This is a genomic window from Leifsonia sp., assembly GCF_051955155.1.
In the GTDB taxonomy this organism is placed as follows: Bacteria; Actinomycetota; Actinomycetes; order Actinomycetales; family Microbacteriaceae; genus Leifsonia.
On the sequence record NZ_JBQCGZ010000018.1, the window covers coordinates 1 to 16,813 of the forward strand.

Consider the following 16,813-nt stretch of genomic DNA (forward strand, 5'->3'; position numbering starts at 1 on the left):
CGGGCTGAACGTCGTCATCGCGTACGAGATGCCGAGCGGAACCGTGAAGCCCTCGACGCCTCCCGCGTTCAGGTAGATCAGGGCCGCCTGCAGGTTGTTCCAGCTGGCCTGGAACTCGAACAGGAAGATGATGATGAACGAGGGGATGCTGAGCGGCATCGCGATCCGGGTGAACAGCTTCCAGTAGCTCGCGCCGTCGAGCCGGGCCGCCTCGAACAGCTCGCGCGGCAGCCCCATGAAGAACTGCCGCTGCAGGAAGATGTAGAACGCGGAGCCGAACAGGTTCATCCCGAACAGCGGCACCCACGTCCCGATCAGGCCGAGGTTCTTCCAGATCAGGTACTGCGGCACCATCGTCACCGCGCCCGGCAGCATCATCGTGGCGAGCACCAGCCCGAACAGCAGGGTGCGCCCGGGGAATGCGAAGTAGGCGAAGCCGAACGCGACGATCGAGCTGGAGATCGACACGAAGCCGGCCGCCAGCACGGCGATGACGATGCTGTTGCCGATCCAGGACAGCAGCGGCAGCTGGTTCCAGACGTCGAGGTAGTTGGAGAACAGGAACGTCTTGGGCCACAGCGAGTTGTCGAAGACCTGCTCGCGCGGCTTGAGGCTCGCGGCGAGCAGCCACGCGAACGGGTACAGGAAGAGCACCGCGAACGCGATCGCCACGATCCACAGGATGGTCTTGCCGAGGATCGAGCGGGGCTTGTGCCAGCGGTCGCCCTTCGCCCGGTCGCCGGTCGTCCCGGCGCCGGTGGCGTCCAGCTCGGAGGCGAGCGCGGCCGCGGCCGGCGCGGACTGGGTCGCGGAGGACATCACTTGTCTCCTTCGTAGTAGACGAGACGGTTGCTGACCTTCACCTGCACGAGCGTGATCAGCAGGATGATCATGAACAGCAGCCAGGCCATCGCCGCCGCGAAGCCGAAGTTGAACTGACGGAACGCCTGCTGGAAGAGGTAGACGCCGTAGAACAGCGACGAGTCCGGCGAGGCGTTCGTCTGGTCGCGCCAGAACAGCAGGTAGGCCTGGTCGAACACCTGCAGTGCGGCGATGGTGAGAACGACGACGTTGAAGAAGATCGCCGGGGAGATCATCGGGATCGTGATGGTGAAGAACTGCCGGATCGGGCCGGCGCCATCGAGGGAGGCCACCTCGTAGAGGTCCCGCGGGACGTTCTTGAGCGCCGCGAGGAAGATCACCATCGTGCCGCTGACGCCCCACAGCGTCATCAGCACGATGGACGGCTTGACCCAGTTCGGGTCGATCAGCCACTGCGGTCCCTGGATGCCGAAGATCGCGAGGAACCGGTTGATCGCCCCGGTGTTGCCGTTCAGCAGCAGCAGGAAGATGGACGCGGTGGCCACCGCCGGCGTCATCTTCGGCAGGTAGTAGAGGGTGCGGAACGCGCCGGCGGCGCGGCCGACCCAGTTCAGCAGCAGGGCGAGCAGCAGCGCGAAGACGATCTCCAGCGGCACGGCCATGATCGCGTAGAAAAGCGTGTTGCTGAGCGAGAGCGCGACCTTCGGGTCCTGGAACAGCTGCGCGTAGTTGTCGAACCCGGCGGGGGAGGCGCTGTTCGTCGCGAGGTTGTAGTTGCTGAAGGAGATGTAGAGGCTGTACAGCATCGCGCCGAGGGTGAAGACGAGGAAGCCGACGATCCAGGGGCTGATGAAGAGGTAGCCCGCGATGGCCTCGCGCTTGTTGTACTTCGACGCGCGCCGCTTCGGCGACCGCGCGCGGCCGCCGTGGTCCGCACCCGTGCCGGTGCCGGACCTGGATGCGCCGGTCAGGATGGCCATCGCCGGCCTCCCCGTGCCGCACCGTCGAGTTCGGTGATCGTCATCGTGACCCTTTCGGTCGCTGGGGATGCTCGAGGTGGCATCGTTACCACATCGCGCCGACCCGACCGATCGGGCTGACGGTCATGTCGAACCCCGTGCTCTTCGTGTGCCGTGGACGGTACACCCGCCGCCGTCCCTCGTCAGGGGGCCCGTGGCGGAGAACGCGTCGGTAGCCGGGTCGGCGCGCATTAGGGTGGAGACGCCGGGCGCTGCTCCTGGGAGGGATGCCATGACCGAGAACGACCCCGACGGCGCCCCCCGGCGAGCCACGCTCAGGGACGTCGCACAGGCGGCCGGGGTCTCCCCGTCGACCACCTCGCGCGCGCTGAGCGGCGAGGGGTACGTCGCGGCGGCCGTCAGGGACCGCGTACTCGGCGCGGCGGAGGCGCTCGGCTACGTTCCGCACGCCATGGCGCGCAGCCTTCGAACGAGGGACAGTCGCACCATCGGCGTGCTGGTCTCAGATCTGCGCAACGCGTTCTATGCCGACCTCGCCGCCGGCATCGCCGCACGAGCGCGACGCGCCGGCTACACGATGATGCTCGTCGACGACCAGGGCTCCACAGAGGTGGAATCGGAGGCAGCGCGAGCCTTCGTCGCCACGCGGGTCGCCGGCGTGATCGTCACCCCGCTCTCGGGGGAGGTCTCCGCCTATCTCACCCGGCAGCGCGTGCCGGTGGTGGAGGCGGAGCGCACGCTCGCAGAGGCGGCGGGCGACGCCGTGCTGATCGACAACGCCGGTGTGGCGCGTCGCATGACCGATCACCTCGTCAACCTCGGTCATCGCAGGATCGCGCTGTTCGTCGACGACGGGGCCTGGACGACCGGCGGAGAACGCGCCGCGGGCTACCGCGCATCCCTCGAGGAGTCCGGCATCCCCGCCGACCCGGGGCTGGTCATCGCGACCGGATGGGACGCCGAGGCCGCGCGGAAAGCCGCCATCGACATCCTGGCCCGGCGCGAGCGCCCCACGGCGATCGTCGCCACCAGCATCCCGCTCGCCGAGGGGGTCTGGCGGGCGACGAACGATCTCGGGCTGCGCATCCCGGAGGACATCAGCATCGTCTCGCTCGACGACTCCGAGTGGATGAGCATGGTCACCCCGGGGATCACCGCCGTTGCGCAGGACGCCGTCGCCTTGGGTGAGGCCGCGCTGGATCGCCTGCTGGCGCGGGTGCGGCACCCGGGCGCTGCGGCGGAGACCATCGTGCTGGCGGCGCAGATGCGGCCCCGTGGGTCGACGGCCGCCCCGCGCGTGGTCTGACCGCGTCCCCGTCCTCCACCCCGCCCGGCCGTCGCGGCCCTGGCCCGCCCGGCGCACCGCACCCCGCACACGTCAAGCCCTTGCCGGAGAAGTGCTGCGCTCTAGCGTGAACCGCAGGAGTGGATCCGAGCTGCCGGCCGCTGCGCCGATTCCGCCGAGAGGAGAGTTCCAATGCTGTACCAGCTCGATGACATCGAGCGCCTGATCCTGGAGGGCCCTGGCCTGCACGTCCGGTTCTCGCGCGGATTCGCCGCGGACCTCGAGGATGGCGGGATCGACGGGGAGACCGGTCTCGAGCTTCCCGGCTACGCCGCCCGCCCGCTGGATCCCGAGCCGTGGTGGACGCTTCCCACCGTGGACTGGATCGCCCGCCAGCTCAGCCGCGATCCCGCACCGCGTTCGGGATCGTTCGCCTGGCTGCTGCGCGGCCGGATCGTCGGACGGGACGCCTATGGCGAGCCGCTGCTCGCCGACGTCGAGGTGGTCGGCCGGCTCGCCGACTCGCTCCTGGCCGTGGCGCACCGCGTCTGGAGCGCGCGCTCCGGTGCTGTTCCCGGCGACGAGCAGACCTTGCTCACGCCTGCCTGAGCCGCCCGAGCCCGTTCACGCGATCGCCGATCCGGATACCGCGAAGTGCACGCACTCGGGTGAGCGTACGCGCGCGGAGGCCGGGGCTGAACCCCTTGCGGATGGCCGTGGCCCGGCGTTTCGTAGCCGCCATGAGCGATCCGACACGTGACGACGAACCGGTCGCCGGCCACGACCCCACCAACGGGCTGGCGGGCGATCTCGAAGGCGATGACGGCGGTGCCGTCGAGCAGGAGCAGCACACCTCGCTCGCGGAGGGCATCGTCGCCGGACTCGACCCCGACCGGCCGGTCGAGGACGACGACGACAGTGCCACCGCGTACAGCGAAGAGGGCAAGCCGTAACGGAAGGAGTCAGGCATGAGCGACACGAGCGGACTGCCGAACGCAGACGGACGGGGCGTGCCGGCGGAGGACCGGCCGGAGCGCTTCGAGGACGGAGCGGGAGGCGCCGGTGACGACCGCGACGCCCAGGCGGCGGAGCCGTCGGAGCAGGAGCCCGGTCAGGGCGAGCAGCAGGGGTCCCAGGAGGGTCGGCAGGGCGACCGGCCCAGCGCGCCGCACGACACCGGCGTCGCACCGGAGGGTGCGGAGGACGTCACGACGGCGGCCAACTCCGGCTCGGACAGCGCGGAGCCCCCGCCCGCCGACTTCGACCCGGCGCAGCAGCCGTCGAACCCCGACCTCGTGAAGAACACCGAGCCGCCGGACTGATGCAGTCCGGCACCGGCGACCCCGTCCCACGTCATCCCGGGACGGGGTCGTCTTCTGTCCGGGATGCGGTCAGCGCCCGCGCCCGCCCGCCAGCCAGCCGACCCCCACGACCACGCCGACCACCAGCGCGCCGATGCCGACGACGAGCACCGGCGCCCCTCCCGTCCGCGGCACGATGAGGCCGACCACGAACAGCAGCGCGCCGACGTTGAGCAGCACGGCGGCGATCCAGCCGAGGGTGGTTCGCAGCGCCGCGTTCATCCCCGGCATCCTACGTCAGGTCAGGCTTCTCCCTGGTTCCCCGTCGCGGCCGGCTCGGCGTCCAGCGCCTCGTTGATCAGCGCGGCGACCAGGAAGCGCCAGTCGGATCCCTCGTGCAGCGTCTCGGTGTAGCCGGGCGGGACGGCGCCGAACACGGGCTCGTGCTCCTCGCCCTCGGCGGCGACCCGGATCAGTCGTCCCAGCTCCGCGTGGGACTCGTCGAGAACCACCCAGTCGCCCGGGCCCCGCTTCTCGATGTGGAAGATGCGTTCCCGGTACGGATACCGCACGCTGGACATCTCGAGTTCGCTGGCGGACATGCCTGACCCCTTCCGTCGGTGACCGGTCCTGCACTGCATCCAACGCCCGAGCCGGCGCGCTTGGCAAGAGGCTGCGCCTACGCTGGGCCCATGACCGCTCACGTGCACAACCTCGACGCCGCGTTCGCCCTCGTCCCGGAGGCCTGGCAGCCGCACCGCCTCACCAGCGTCAACGACTACGACGTGAAGGTGGCCCGGCTGCACGGCGACTTCATCTGGCACGCGCATCCGGACACCGACGAGCTCTTCCTCGTCCTCTCCGGCCGGCTCACCATCCGGCTCCGGGACGGGGACGTGCAACTCGGCCCGCACGACGTGTTCGTCGTCCCGCGCGGCGTCGAGCACTGCCCGAGCGCGCCCGAGGAGGTGCTCGCCGTGCTGTTCGAGCCGAAGGGCACCGTCAACACCGGCGACCGCCCGGGCGAGCGTACCAGCGAGCTGCGGGGGCTGCCGGAGGGCTGACCGCGTCAGAGCACGCGGTCGAGCGCTGCGAGCAGAGCGGCGGGGTCGTCGAACACCTCGATCGCGCCCGCCTCCCGCAGCTCGCCCTCCGAGACGCCGCCGCTGCGCAGCCCGACAGTGCGCACGCCCGCCCGGCCCGCCGCGACCATGTCCCACACCGAGTCGCCGACCATCAGCGCGTCGGCGGCCGGCGATCCCGCCCGCTCCAGCGCGACGTTGAGGATGCCGGGGTCCGGCTTCGCGGAGTCCACGTCGTCCGCCGAGGTCGCCGCGTGCACCGCGTCGTCGGCGTCGATCGCCTCGCGCAGCATCGCCAGCTCGTCCTCGGGGGCCGACGTCGCCAGCACCACGTTGATGCCGCGGCCGGCGATCGCGCGCAGCAGCTCCGGTGCGGACGCGAACGCGCGCAGCCGGCCGGCCTGCTCACGGTACAGCCGGGCGTGCGCGTCCTTGGCCCGCTCCATCCAGTCGTCGTCCCGCTCGCCGGCCACATCGCGCAGCAGCCGCGCGGAGTCCTGACCGATCGCGCGGTGGATGCGCCAGGCGTCGGCGTCGAAGTCCACCTCCCGGAACGCCCGCTGCCAGGCGTCGACGTGGAGGTAGTTGGAGTCGACGAGCGTTCCATCGACGTCGAAGAGCACGGCTGAGACGGTCATGCACCCAGAAGTACACCCGCCGGTCGCTCCGGCCCAGGCTCAGCCGATCAGCGCTCAGCCGATCAGCGACACCGCGCGCGCGATCACCAGGGCGAGCAGCACGAAGCCCGCGAACGCCTCCAGCGCCATCAGCAGCTTGGCCCGGTGCGTGAGCGGCATCGTGTCGGTCGCGCTGAACGCCATCGAGTTGGCGAGCGAGAAGTAGAAGTAGTCGACGTAGTTCGGCACCCAGTCCATTCTCTTGCTCGAGCCGCGCGCCACCTCGTCCACGGCGTCATGGTCCTCGTCCTGCGGGAACCGGAAGTCGGCCAGCGGCAGCTTCGAGCGTGCCAGCGTGACGCGCGCCACCGGGCCGCCGCGGTCCATCGTCCAGAACACCAGGGCGAACGCGATGGCGTTCGTGACCCACACCTGCAGCGAGGCCAGGAGGATCTCTGACCCGTTGCCGTGCTTGTTGAGCAGGCGCACCACCGTCTCCACGAACGCGATCTGGTTGGCCACCAGGATGAGCACGGCGACCGCGATCTCGGCCCGTCGCGACCAGCGCGACTCGCGCGTGAACCGGTGCGGGTTGTACGCCACGAGCGCCACGAGCATCAGCACGCAGACGCCAACGACGCTGTAGCGCGCTATCGCTGGGATGACGCTCGGCAGCAGCGCGTAGGCGGCGAGGGCGACGAGCGTGCCGATCATGGCGGGCCAGCGGTGCTCGGGCGAGACGTCGCGCGCCCGTCGTTCGTCCTGTCCGTTCACATCCCAGACAGTACGCCCGCGGCGGCGGCGCTCAGTTGAAGATGGCCCACTCGCTGCGGCTGAGCTTGGCGCGATGGCCGTTGATCACCAGATACCAGCTGTCCTCGTCGCGATGCAGGTACTCGGCCAGCATCGTGGTGTACTTCCACTCCCCGTTCAGCTGCGACCAGCGGATGAGCGAGATGAGCTGTCCCTGCCTCAGGTAGGGGACCGCGACGAAATCGTCGTGTCGTGGATGTTCCGGCCCGCCGGTCTGGCGCCCCGTCTGTGGAGTGCTCATACCGAACTGTAACTCTTTACATGCAATTTAGGTAGGGGAGTGAGGATTACTCAGGATCACTCGTGTGCGCCGAGAGGCAGCAGCCACACGGTCAGCGGGCGACCGTCGACGTGCGTCCCGGTGCGCTCGCGCCGGAAGCCGGCGCGCTCGGCGACGGCCTCGCTCGCGGCGTTGCCGTCGAGGGTGCTGAGCCGCACCAGCGGCTCGCCCTGAGCGCGCAGCCAGGCGGCCATCGCCTCCACCGCGGCGGTGATCAGCCCGCGCCCGCGGCCCTCGGGCAACAGCGCGTAGAACAGCTCGAAGCCCTCGGCCGAGCGGCCGAAGCCCGCGGTGCCGAGCGCTTCGTCGTCCTGCTCGACGACGTAACGGATGCCGTGGCCGGCGTCGGCGGCGCGCACGTTGCGCGTCGCGCGCAGCCGGGCGCCGTCCTCGTCCAGGTCGGCCGGGTACATCGTCCACGTCGGCACGTCGGCGGTGCGGGCGAGCGCGAGCTCGATCGGCCAGTCGTCCTCCTCCAGCCGCCGCAGCACCAGACCCGGACGCCCCGGCACCTCCACCAGCCCCGGAAACCCATCCACGCCCCGACCCTACAACCGCCGAGTACGCAGAGAATCTGCGTACTCGGCGGTTTCGGGCCGAGGTTCTGCGTACTCGGGCGCGGTCAGCGGGTGCTGGTGAGGGCGGGGATGGTCGCGATGGTGCGGGTGCGCGCCGACTCGTACGCGCCCAGGATGATGCCGAGCACCTCGATGCCCTCGGTGTGCGTGTGCAGCGGGCGCGTCCCGTCGAGGATGCTGCGCGCGAAGTGGCCGAGCTCCTCGCCGAACTGGTGCACCGGCTCCAGCTCGAGCACCGTCGGCTGCTCGTCGCCGCGCCTGCGGTAGCTGAGCGTCGTCCCGTCGCTGGTCAGGCTGCCGAGCTCGCCCACTGCGGAGAACTTCTCGGTGCCGTCGGCCGGCTGGTAGGCCCAGCTGGTCACGACGGTGCCGATCACGCCGTTGTCGAAGCGCACGAGCACGGTCGCCGAGTCCTCGCCCTCCATGAACGAGAGGCGGTGCGTCGCGAGCATCGCGGTCACATCCACCGGCGCCCCGCCCGCCAGGTGCAGCAGCAGGTAGGTGGGGTGGTAGCCGGTGTCGATCAGCTCGCCGCCGCCCGAGGTGGAGGCGTGGGCGCGCCAGCCCATGTTCGACGGGTCGAAGTCGTTGTAGAACGAGTCGGTCGTGCGCACCTCGTACACGCGGCCGATCGCGCCGGACTCGATGAGCTCCTTGGCCTTGGCGACGGCCGGGAGGAACAGCTGGTTGTGGGCGCACATCAGGGTGACGCCCGCCTCCTCCACGGCCGCGGCGACCTCGGCGGCCTCCTCCGGTGTGAGGCAGAGCGGCTTCTCGCACAGGATGTGCTTGCCGGCGCGCGCGGCGGCGACGATGGCGTCCTTGTGCAGGTGGTGCGGCAGGCAGATGTCGACGGCGTCGATGTCCGCCTCCGCCAGCATCACGGTGTAGTCCGCGTAGATCGCGGCGCCCGTGTCGGCGGCGCGGCGCTCCGCGGCCTCCCGCACGGGGTCGGCGACGGCCGCGAACGTGATGGTCTCGGGGTTCCGCAGGTAGCCCTCGACGTGGGCTCCGGCGATGCCGCCGGCGCCGATGAGGCCGATGCGGACGGTCTTCTGGGTGGTCATGGTGGTACTCCAAAGGTCTGCGTGCGAACGCGAAGAAGAGAAGAAGGGGAAGGCGCTCAGAGCGACGCGGGAACGGCGTCCAGCGTCACGGCGCGGCCGGTGGCGGCCGCCTCGTTGGCGGCGACGACGCTGCGCGTGAGTGCCACGGCGTGGTCGAGGTTGGCGTCCGCCCGGGAGCCGTCGTGGATGTGCTGCACCCACTGCGCGAACGCGCCCGGCTCGGCGTCCGGGAGCGGGACCTCCCGCCAGCCGTCGCCCGTGTCCACGAGCAGGCCGGTGCCGCCGGCGCCGAACGTCGCGGAGCCCGTCGTGCCGCGCAGCTCGATGGAGAAGTCGCCGGGACCCTGCACGACGCTGGCCTCGAACACGCCGATCGCCCCTCCCGGGAACGCGGCCGTCACGACGGCGTTGTCCTCCACCTCGCGTCCGGTCACGCTGCCGTAGACGGCGGTGACGGCGAGCGGCTCGGCGCGGTGGAAGAGCCGGGTGAGGTAGGCGGGGTGGCAGCCGAGGTCGGTCAGCGCGCCGCCGATCGCCGCCTTCGGATCGCCGAAGCGGTCGGGCAGCCAGCCGGCGACCCAGCCGTCGTGCGCGAGCCGCACCCGGCTGTAGGTGAGCTCGCCGATCGTCCCCCCGTCCAGGAGGCGCTCGATGGCGACGGTATAGGCGTCGTAGAGGCGCGGCAGCGAGACGACGAGCGCGACGCCTGCTGCGTCCGCCGCCGCCACGATCTCCTCCGCCTCAGCGACGGTCGGCGCCAGCACCTTCTCGGTGAAGACGTGCTTGCCGGCGCCGATCGCCCGCAGCATCACGTCCCGGTGCTGGTCGGTGGCGGTCGTGATGGTCACGGCGTCGAGGCCGGGGCGGGCGAGCAGTTCGTCGAGGTCGGCGACGAACTCGACGCCGAACTGCTCCGCGGCCTCGCGGCCGCGTTCGTGGTCGTCGTCCCAGACGGCGACGAGGGTGGTGTCGGGATGGTTCTGGGCCGCGCGCGCGTAGTCGCCCGCGTGCACATGCCAGAAACCGAGCGCGGCGACAGCGAGTGGATGGGACATGCCTGTGAAGGCCTCCTTGCCTGGATACGTTGCGCGCGAACGTCTCCAGCCTAACCACTTCTCACCGGGCGGCGCAGGTCTTTTGCGCGATTGGCAGCAGAAGTCGGGAGGTCGGCGACTCCAGAGTCCCGTGCGGCGCGAAGTGGCCCAGGCTCAGAGCGAGCGCTGGTAGCCGCGCAGCGCGCGCACCGACCAGACGAAGGCGAGGGCCGCCAGCACGACCAGGCCGCCGACGTGCCAGCCCCAGGACGGGTCGCCGGTGCCGGCGAGCGCGTCGCGGGCCAGATCCACCGCCCACGTCATCGGGTTGTACGTGGAGACCGTCTGCACCCACTCCGGCTGCAGCGAGGTGGGCATCATCGTGGACGACAGGAACGTGACCGGAAGCACCACGATCTGCGAGATGCCGATCAGCGCCACCTGGTTCCTGGCGGTGAGGGCGGCCGCGGTCGAGAGCGAGCAGAAGATCATGCCGAGCAGCAACGCGACCCCCAGCGCGACCGCCATGCCGCCGACGCCTCCGGGATAGGACGCGCCGCCCAGCCAGCCGATGCCGAGCACCACGATGGACTGCGCGAGGCAGATCACGAGCTGCTGGACGAGCTGGCCGGTGACGATGGCGGTGCGGGCGATCGGCGCCGTGAGCAGCTGATCCATTACCCCGGACTTCATGTCGTCGATGTAGCCGGTGCCCGCCCAGGCCCCGCTGTAGAGCACGGTCATCATCAGCACGCCCGGCACCAGGAAGGTCACGTAGCCGGCATCGCCGAAGCCGGGCAGCTTCGACAGCGACGAGAACACCTGGCCGAACAGCAGGATCCAGACGACGGGCTGGACGAGGGAGAACGCGGCGCCCCAGACCTGTCTGCGGGTGTTGGTGAGCCAGCGTCCGGTGATCTGGGCGGCCTGGGTGAACCAGCCCGCGCGGGCGGGGGCGCCGAGTGCGACGGCGGCGGTCGTGGTGGTCATGCTGCTTCTCCGTTCGCTGAGGCGGCCGGGGCCGGGGACGCGTCCGCGCGCTCGAAGGACCGGCCGGCGTAGTGCAGGTAGACGTCGTCGAGGCTCGGCCGGGCGGCGGAGACCGCCCCGAACGGGACCCCGGCGGCGTCGAGGGCGGCGATCGCGGGAGCGACCGCGGCGGAGGCGTCGTCGGTGCGGGCGACGAGCTGGCCGCTCGGGCCGTCCGCCTCCACGACGACGTCGCGGAGGCCGGGCACGGCCGCGACGGCGCGGCGCACGCGCTCCACGTCCGGCTCGACGAGCGCGACCCGCAGGGTGTCGCCGTTCAGCGACGCCTTGAGTGCGTCCGGGCTGCCGCCGACGACGCGGGTGCCGTCGTCGATGATCATGATGTCGTCGGCCAGGCGGTCGGCCTCCTCCAGGTAGTGCGTGGTGAGGATGACCGTGATCGCGCGCTCCGCCGACAGCCGGCGGATCTCCGACCACATCGCGGCGCGCGCCTCCGGGTCCAGCCCGGTCGTCGGCTCGTCGAGGAACAGCACGCGCGGAGCGTGCACCAGGGCGGCGGCGACGTCGAGCCGTCGCCGCATCCCGCCGGAGAACCGGCCGACGGGGCGGTCGGCGGCGTCGCCGAGGCCGAACTCGGCGAGCAGGGCGGAGGCGCGGCGGCGCGCGTCGAGGGCGTTCATCCCGCGCAGCCGGCCGGCGAGCGTCAGGTTCTCGGCGCCGGTCAGCAGCGGGTCGGTGCTCGCGCCCTGCGAGACGTAGCCGATGTGCCGCCGCACCTCGGCCGGCTTCGCGACGACGTCGATCCCGTCGATGCGCGCGCTGCCGCCGCTCGGCCGGCTCAGCGTGGTGAGGATCTTGGTGGTGGTGGACTTGCCGGCGCCGTTGGGGCCGAGCATCCCGAAGACGATTCCGGCCGGGACGTGGAAGGTGAGGCCGCGCAGGGCGTGGACCGGGGCCCGGTGCGGGCCGCGGTAGGTCTTCGTGAGCCCGGAGACGTCGACGGCGGGCGGGAGGGAGGCGAGGTCAGTCACGGTTCGCTCCGTTCGTGTGGGTGTCGTTCGATTCGCTGGATCCGGAGGGGAACAGCATGCGCGCCAGGACGACGAAGAACACGACGAACCCGGCGACCAGCGCCAGCCACGACCAGGCGAACCCGACCGTGAAGCTGAGCACGATGAAGGCGGCGATGGCGACCACGACGATCACCACCGTGTAGATGCCGAAGCGCGCGGCGGCGGCTTCGTCCTGGCTGAACCGGTCGGCGCCCTGGTAGTGCGACTGGAGGTCGCGCAGCCACGGCTTGGTGCGGTTCGTCTGCGTCGCGGCGAGGTAGCTCAGCCAGCCGATCGCCGCGAGCAGCAGTGGGGCCCCGACGATGACCAGCCAGATCTGGGACAGGTCGGTGAGGGAGGCGGCGCCGAGCCCGAGCGCGGCGAAGCCGAGGAACGTGGAGGCTCCGTAGCCGGCGGCCCGGCCGGCGGGCACCGGGTAGTGCGCCGTCGTCTCCTGGTGCACGGCGTCCCCGGCGATCACCCCGAGCGGGACGGCCACGAGGAGGACGGCGATCAGGATCGTGAGCCAGAGCGGAGTCGCCAGCACGCCGAGGACGGTCAGCACCGTCAGCGCGGCGCCCGCGGCGGCGACGATCCCGAGCAGGACGGTCCGCACCACGAACGCGGGCTTCGGGCGCACGCGGTGCCGCGCGCTGAGCTCGGCGGCCCGCGCTCCCTGCGCTGTGCGGGAAGGCTCGGCGGAGGCGTCGCTGCCGCGCAGCGCCGCCGGTCCGACGACCTCCACCGCGATCTCGCGCACGTCGCCCAGCTCGGCGAACGCCGTGGCGATCGCGGCGGCGGGGCCGGAGCCCTCGGCCTCGAGCTCGGCGACGCGGGCGGCGAGGCCCGCCCGCAGCTCGTCGCGCAGGTCGCGCAGGTCCTCGGTGTCCGGCAGGCTCCGGAACGCCTCGTCGAGGCGCGCGTCGAGCTCCGCGTTGTGCTGGTCGCTCATGCGCGACCCCCCTTCAGGTTCAGAAGCGTGTTGATGATCTGCTGGGTGGCGATCCAGTCCTCGACGTTGCGGCGGAACACCGCGCGGCCCGCGTCGGTGATCCGGTAGTACTTGCGCCGGCCGCCCTGCGTCTCGTCCCCCCAGTACGGCTCGATGAGCCCGTCCTTGGTGAGGCGGCGGAAGCTCGCGTAGAGCGTCGCCTCCTTGATCTCGTACTGGCCGCCCGCGGCATCCCGGATCGCCTTGTGGATCTCGTAGCCGTAGCTGTCGCCGGACCGCAGCACGCCGAGCACGATCGTGTCGGTGTGTCCGCGCAGCAGGTCCGCGGCGAAGGCGTTGGAGGCCTGGTCGCCGGCCGTGCCGTCGTTCGAGTTCACTGCCATGTCGAGTACTGTAACAGATCAAGTACTCGTGCTGTCAACACTCTTTCTGGAGAGCGGCCCGCGGTGTAGCTTCGGGTCCGTGACGCGCATCCGGCTGCACCGCGAATGGCACGGCGACGAGGACTCGCCCCACCCGCCGCTGCTCCTCATCCACGGCGGCGGCTCGACCATCCCGTCGAACTGGGGCGCCCTGATCCCGCTGCTCGTGCCGTCGCGTTCCGTGCTCGCGGTGGAGCTGCAGGGCCACGGACGCACGCCCGCGGGCGACCGCGAGCCGTCGTTCGTCGCATCGGCGGACGACGTGGATGCGGTGCTCGCCGAGCTCGCCCTTCCCGCCGTCGACGTGCTCGGCTTCAGCAACGGCGGCCAGGTGGCGCTGCAGCTGGCCGCGCGGCACCCCGAGCGGGTCCGGCGCCTCGTGCTCGCCTCCACGCCGTTCCGTCGGGACGGCATGGTCGACGGGTTCTGGGAGGGCCTCGCCGCCGGCCGCTTCGAGGACATGCCGGCCGTCTTCATCGAGGCCGACCTCGCGGTGAGCCACGACCCGGAGCACGCCCGCCGCATGTTCGAGCTCGACCAGCAGCTCATGCTCGGCTTCGAGGACTTCCCCGACGAGCTGGTCGCCGGGATCGCCGCGCCGACGCTCGTCGTCGGCGCCGACCGCGACGTGATCCGCGTGCAGCATTTCGTCGAGCTGGCCGCGCTGCTTCCGGACGCGCGGCTGCTGATCGTTCCCGGCAGCCACGGCGACTACCTCGGCGAGCTGCTCGCCGCCGGTGGGGACACGGAGCCCGTGCGCGCGCTCGCGCCCTACCTGCTCCGCTTCCTGAACGGCTAGGTCCCGTTCCGGCGTTTCTGAGGACTTTCTCACGAAAGGCCGATAATGTCTCAGATTCGCTCTGTGCAGCTGGAAGAAGGAGGATGCCATGCGAGCGTTCCTGCGCCGGGTCTCGACGTTGACCGCCGACGACATCGCCCGGATCGTCGAGCTACAGCTCGCCGCGCAGCGCGGCGGGCGTCGCACGCTGGAGAAGGCGGCGCGCGTGAAGGTGTCGCGGCTGGACGCGGAGCACGACCGGGTGGCCGCGATCGACGCCGCGTTCCTGGAGTCGGCGCGTGCTGTCGGCTACGTCGGGATGCGCCAGGTGGCGCAGTCCGCGGTGCGCTGGGCGGGACTCGCGGAGGCCTACCGCGCCGAGCTGACGCCGGACGAGGTGGAGGCGCTGCAGTCCGTCTGGCTGCAGGCCACGCGCACCCGCGTCCCGGCCTGATCCCGGTCCTCGACGGCGAGCCTGACGCGGGGATGCGGGCGGGCTTCGCGCGGAGTTAGGCGGCGCGAAACGCTGGCAATCCGCTCGCGCGGCGGGGGTCGCAGTCGCGTTCTCTGTCAGGGTGGAGGGGTCGAAGGGGAGTAGCTCCCACCGCGGCACGTCTTCCATCCCGGGCGCCCGAAGCGCCGGGGTGACGTGCCTGCACAGCGGCACGTCGACACACTGGCCGGCCACGACGCCCGGCCCGGCGTGCCACCCGCGGTTCTGCGCGGGCGAGCGAGACCTTCGGCCGCCCGTTCACGGCGGCCGGCCTTCCCTCGCGCCCGGTCGCCGTGCCACCGAGAGGACCGCACGATGACCGACCGCGCCGCCGCGCCCCGCAGCCGCCCCACCCCCGCCGCGTCCGGCCGCGGACGCCGCAGCCCCTGGCTGCGCCTCCTGCTGCCGCTCGGCATCGTCGCGGCGATCGCCGCGCAGGGCGTCGCCTGGCGGCTGAGCGGCGTCGACCTCGCCCCGGCGGTGGGCATCCTGTGCTTCGGCCTGGCGATCGTCGCCGCGGCGTTCGCGCTCGCGTGGGCGGGCGAGGCCGCGGAGCTCGACATCTCGGGCGGTCTCGCGGTCGGGCTGCTCGCGATCATCGCGATCCTGCCCGAGTACGCCATCGACCTCTACTTCGCCTTCTCCGCCGGGTCCGATCCCTCCCAGGCGCCGTACGCGGCGGCGAACATGACGGGATCCAACCGGCTGCTGCTCGGGTTCGGCTGGCCGTTCCTGCTGCTCGTCGCCTTCCTCGTCTTCCGGGGGCGTCGCGCACGGCGGCGTCCCACCGACCCGGACGTGGTGACCCGGCCGTTCGCGATCGCGCTGCCGCGTGACAACCGGGTGGAGCTGGGACTCCTGGCGATCGCCTCCGCCCTCACCCTGGTCATCGCGCTCACGGGCCGGATCCACGTGCTGCTCGGGGTTGTGCTGCTCGCGCTGTTCGTCTGGTACCTGGTGCGGGTCGCGCGCACCGAGAGCGAGGAGCCCGAGCTGGTCGGCGTCGCCCGGGACCTCGGCCGGCTGCCGGTGGCGGCGCGCCGCACCGTGGTGGTCGCGATCTTCGTGCTGTCGGCGGTGGTCATCCTGCTGCTCGCCGAGCCGTTCGCGCACAGCCTGGTCTCGGGCGGACGGGTGCTCGGGATCGACGACTTCCTGCTCGTGCAGTGGCTGGCGCCGCTGGCGTCGGAGGCGCCGGAGTTCGTGATCGCCGTGCTCTTCGTGGTCCGCGGGCGTGCCGCGACCGGCCTCGGCATCCTGCTGGCCAGCAAGGTGAACCAGTGGACGGCGCTGGTCGGCACCCTGCCGATCGCGCACGCGGTCGGCGGCGGGGGCTGGGCGCTCCCGCTGGACGGACGCCAGACCGAGGAGTTCGTGCTCACCGCCGCCCAGACGCTGCTCGGCGTCGCGATGCTGCTCAGCCTGCGCTTCGACTGGCGCTGGGCGACCGTGCTGTTCGCGTTGTTCGCCGCGACGTTCGTCTTCCCCTCCACCGAGGCCCGCTGGCTCGTCTCCGCCTCCTACGCCGCCCTCGCCCTCGTGCTTCTCCTCGCCCGCCTCCCGCGCCTCGCCCACCAGGCTCGCGAGCACAGGAAAAGCGTCGCGAATCGGCCGGAATAGCGACGTTTTCCCTGTGCTCGGCGGACCGGGGGCTGGCGGTGGGGCGCGGGTCAGTGGGGGAGGGCGGCGGAGATGAGAACGTGGGCGGCGGCGCGGGCGTCGGCGGCCGCGTCCGGCGTGCCCGCGATCGCCGCGGTGGTCTGAGCGCCCTCGGCGAGGATGGCCAGCTGCGGGGCGAGCGCCGGGTTCGCTCCCGCCTCGGCGGCGAGCTCGGCCACGAAGCGCTGGAACGACTCCTTGTGCGCCCTGGCCACCTCCGCGACGCGCGGATCGGCGGCGCCGAGCTCGCCGAACGCGTTGATGAAGCCGCAGCCGCGGAAGGTGTCCTCCACGAACCAGTCGGCCAGGTAGTCGTAGATCGCCAGGAGCTTCGCCTCGGGGCCGGCGGCGGAGGCGACGCGCGCGCTCACGCCGTCCGTCCACATCCGGTGCCGCTTCTCGAGCACCGCGAGCACCAGGTCGTCCTTCGAGGGGAAGGCCGCGTAGAGCCTCCGCAGGGACACGCCCGCCGCGTCGCGCACTGCATCCATCCCGACCGCGTGGAAACCGCGTGCGTAGTAGAGCGCGTCGGCCGCGTCCACGACCCGATTCCTGATGTCGTCATCGATCATTCTCCGAATATACCTTGACCGAGAACGATAGTTCTC

At 71.6% G+C, this 16,813-nt stretch carries 23 protein-coding genes; 8 read left to right on the forward strand and 15 right to left on the reverse strand.

All coding sequences use genetic code 11. The features are described 5' to 3' along the window. A partial coding sequence (locus ACTHMF_RS01775; RefSeq protein WP_440316054.1) for a carbohydrate ABC transporter permease occupies positions 1–819 on the reverse strand: 819 nt, incomplete at its 3' end. After that, the gene (locus ACTHMF_RS01780; protein WP_440316055.1) at positions 819–1,802 is read right to left on the reverse strand and encodes a carbohydrate ABC transporter permease; all 984 of its coding nucleotides are present in this window, start codon (positions 1,800–1,802) and stop codon (positions 819–821) included. The genes ACTHMF_RS01775 and ACTHMF_RS01780, both read right to left, overlap by 1 nt. A 271-nt stretch (positions 1,803–2,073) precedes the next feature. On the opposite strand from ACTHMF_RS01780, the gene ACTHMF_RS01785 reads away from it, so the two are divergent. The 4 genes from ACTHMF_RS01785 (at position 2,074) to ACTHMF_RS01800 (ending at position 4,409) form a co-directional block, all read left to right on the forward strand. After that, the gene (locus ACTHMF_RS01785) at positions 2,074–3,108 is read left to right on the forward strand and encodes a LacI family DNA-binding transcriptional regulator (RefSeq protein ID WP_440316056.1); all 1,035 of its coding nucleotides are present in this window, start codon (positions 2,074–2,076) and stop codon (positions 3,106–3,108) included. A gap of 171 nt (positions 3,109–3,279) precedes the next feature. Next, entirely contained in the window at positions 3,280–3,696 is a 417-nt protein-coding gene (locus tag ACTHMF_RS01790; protein WP_440316057.1) for a DUF6098 family protein, read from the forward strand. Positions 3,697–3,827: 131 nt separating this feature from the next. Beyond that, the gene (locus ACTHMF_RS01795) at positions 3,828–4,040 is read left to right on the forward strand and encodes a hypothetical protein (protein ID WP_440316058.1); all 213 of its coding nucleotides are present in this window, start codon (positions 3,828–3,830) and stop codon (positions 4,038–4,040) included. 15 nt (positions 4,041–4,055) lie between these two features. Next, on the forward strand, positions 4,056–4,409 hold the full coding sequence (locus ACTHMF_RS01800; RefSeq protein ID WP_440316059.1) for a hypothetical protein: 354 nt from the start codon (positions 4,056–4,058) through the stop codon (positions 4,407–4,409). 69 nt (positions 4,410–4,478) lie between these two features. On the opposite strand, the gene ACTHMF_RS01805 is transcribed toward ACTHMF_RS01800, so the two are convergent. Both ACTHMF_RS01805 and ACTHMF_RS01810 read right to left on the reverse strand, forming a co-directional pair. Further along, positions 4,479–4,670 (reverse strand): hypothetical protein, encoded by a 192-nt coding sequence (locus tag ACTHMF_RS01805; RefSeq protein WP_440316060.1) that lies wholly within the window; start codon positions 4,668–4,670, stop codon positions 4,479–4,481. A gap of 20 nt (positions 4,671–4,690) precedes the next feature. After that, a complete protein-coding gene (locus ACTHMF_RS01810; RefSeq protein ID WP_440316061.1) occupies positions 4,691–4,990 on the reverse strand; it encodes a hypothetical protein in 300 nt (99 codons plus the stop codon). Positions 4,991–5,080: 90 nt separating this feature from the next. Between ACTHMF_RS01810 and ACTHMF_RS01815 the strand changes: the two genes are divergently transcribed. Further along, entirely contained in the window at positions 5,081–5,452 is a 372-nt protein-coding gene (locus tag ACTHMF_RS01815; RefSeq protein ID WP_440316062.1) for a cupin domain-containing protein, read from the forward strand. Between the two features lie 5 nt (positions 5,453–5,457). Here the strand turns inward: ACTHMF_RS01815 and ACTHMF_RS01820 are convergent, their stop codons facing one another. The 10 genes from ACTHMF_RS01820 to ACTHMF_RS01865 form a co-directional block, all read right to left on the reverse strand. Continuing rightward, on the reverse strand, positions 5,458–6,108 hold the full coding sequence (locus tag ACTHMF_RS01820) for an HAD family hydrolase (protein ID WP_440316063.1): 651 nt from the start codon (positions 6,106–6,108) through the stop codon (positions 5,458–5,460). A gap of 54 nt (positions 6,109–6,162) precedes the next feature. Then, a complete protein-coding gene (locus ACTHMF_RS01825) occupies positions 6,163–6,861 on the reverse strand; it encodes a hypothetical protein (RefSeq protein WP_440316064.1) in 699 nt (232 codons plus the stop codon). Between the two features lie 31 nt (positions 6,862–6,892). Further along, a complete protein-coding gene (locus ACTHMF_RS01830) occupies positions 6,893–7,141 on the reverse strand; it encodes a hypothetical protein (RefSeq protein ID WP_314148737.1) in 249 nt (82 codons plus the stop codon). Between the two features lie 56 nt (positions 7,142–7,197). After that, positions 7,198–7,719, reverse strand: coding sequence for a GNAT family N-acetyltransferase (locus ACTHMF_RS01835; RefSeq protein WP_440316065.1), 522 nt, complete (start codon positions 7,717–7,719; stop codon positions 7,198–7,200). Between the two features lie 83 nt (positions 7,720–7,802). Beyond that, entirely contained in the window at positions 7,803–8,825 is a 1,023-nt protein-coding gene (locus ACTHMF_RS01840; RefSeq protein ID WP_440316066.1) for a Gfo/Idh/MocA family protein, read from the reverse strand. A 56-nt stretch (positions 8,826–8,881) separates the two neighbouring features. Continuing rightward, entirely contained in the window at positions 8,882–9,880 is a 999-nt protein-coding gene (locus tag ACTHMF_RS01845; RefSeq protein WP_440316067.1) for a Gfo/Idh/MocA family protein, read from the reverse strand. A 153-nt stretch (positions 9,881–10,033) separates the two neighbouring features. Next, positions 10,034–10,849, reverse strand: coding sequence for an ABC transporter permease (locus tag ACTHMF_RS01850; RefSeq protein ID WP_440316068.1), 816 nt, complete (start codon positions 10,847–10,849; stop codon positions 10,034–10,036). Then, positions 10,846–11,880 (reverse strand): ABC transporter ATP-binding protein, encoded by a 1,035-nt coding sequence (locus tag ACTHMF_RS01855; RefSeq protein WP_440316069.1) that lies wholly within the window; start codon positions 11,878–11,880, stop codon positions 10,846–10,848. Before ACTHMF_RS01855 ends, ACTHMF_RS01850 begins: the two co-directional genes overlap by 4 nt. Then, positions 11,873–12,853, reverse strand: coding sequence for a permease prefix domain 1-containing protein (locus ACTHMF_RS01860; RefSeq protein WP_440316070.1), 981 nt, complete (start codon positions 12,851–12,853; stop codon positions 11,873–11,875). The genes ACTHMF_RS01855 and ACTHMF_RS01860 overlap by 8 nt, the downstream gene beginning before the upstream one ends. Beyond that, positions 12,850–13,236 (reverse strand): PadR family transcriptional regulator, encoded by a 387-nt coding sequence (locus ACTHMF_RS01865; RefSeq protein WP_314148728.1) that lies wholly within the window; start codon positions 13,234–13,236, stop codon positions 12,850–12,852. Before ACTHMF_RS01865 ends, ACTHMF_RS01860 begins: the two co-directional genes overlap by 4 nt. Positions 13,237–13,315: 79 nt before the next feature. On the opposite strand from ACTHMF_RS01865, the gene ACTHMF_RS01870 reads away from it, so the two are divergent. The 3 genes from ACTHMF_RS01870 to ACTHMF_RS01880 all read left to right on the forward strand — a co-directional run bounded on the left by ACTHMF_RS01870 (position 13,316) and on the right by ACTHMF_RS01880 (position 16,166). Then, positions 13,316–14,074, forward strand: a complete 759-nt coding sequence (locus ACTHMF_RS01870) for an alpha/beta fold hydrolase (RefSeq protein ID WP_440316071.1) — start codon at positions 13,316–13,318, stop codon at positions 14,072–14,074. 88 nt (positions 14,075–14,162) lie between these two features. Further along, entirely contained in the window at positions 14,163–14,507 is a 345-nt protein-coding gene (locus ACTHMF_RS01875; protein ID WP_314148726.1) for a hypothetical protein, read from the forward strand. Between the two features lie 354 nt (positions 14,508–14,861). Next, positions 14,862–16,166 carry a sodium:proton exchanger gene (locus ACTHMF_RS01880; protein ID WP_440316072.1) on the forward strand — a complete coding sequence of 435 codons (1,305 nt, stop codon included), beginning with the start codon at positions 14,862–14,864 and terminating at the stop codon, positions 16,164–16,166. 50 nt (positions 16,167–16,216) lie between these two features. Here ACTHMF_RS01880 and ACTHMF_RS01885 read toward each other — a convergent pair whose 3' ends face one another. Next, a complete protein-coding gene (locus ACTHMF_RS01885) occupies positions 16,217–16,777 on the reverse strand; it encodes a TetR/AcrR family transcriptional regulator (RefSeq protein WP_440316073.1) in 561 nt (186 codons plus the stop codon). Positions 16,778–16,813 lie beyond the last annotated feature (36 nt).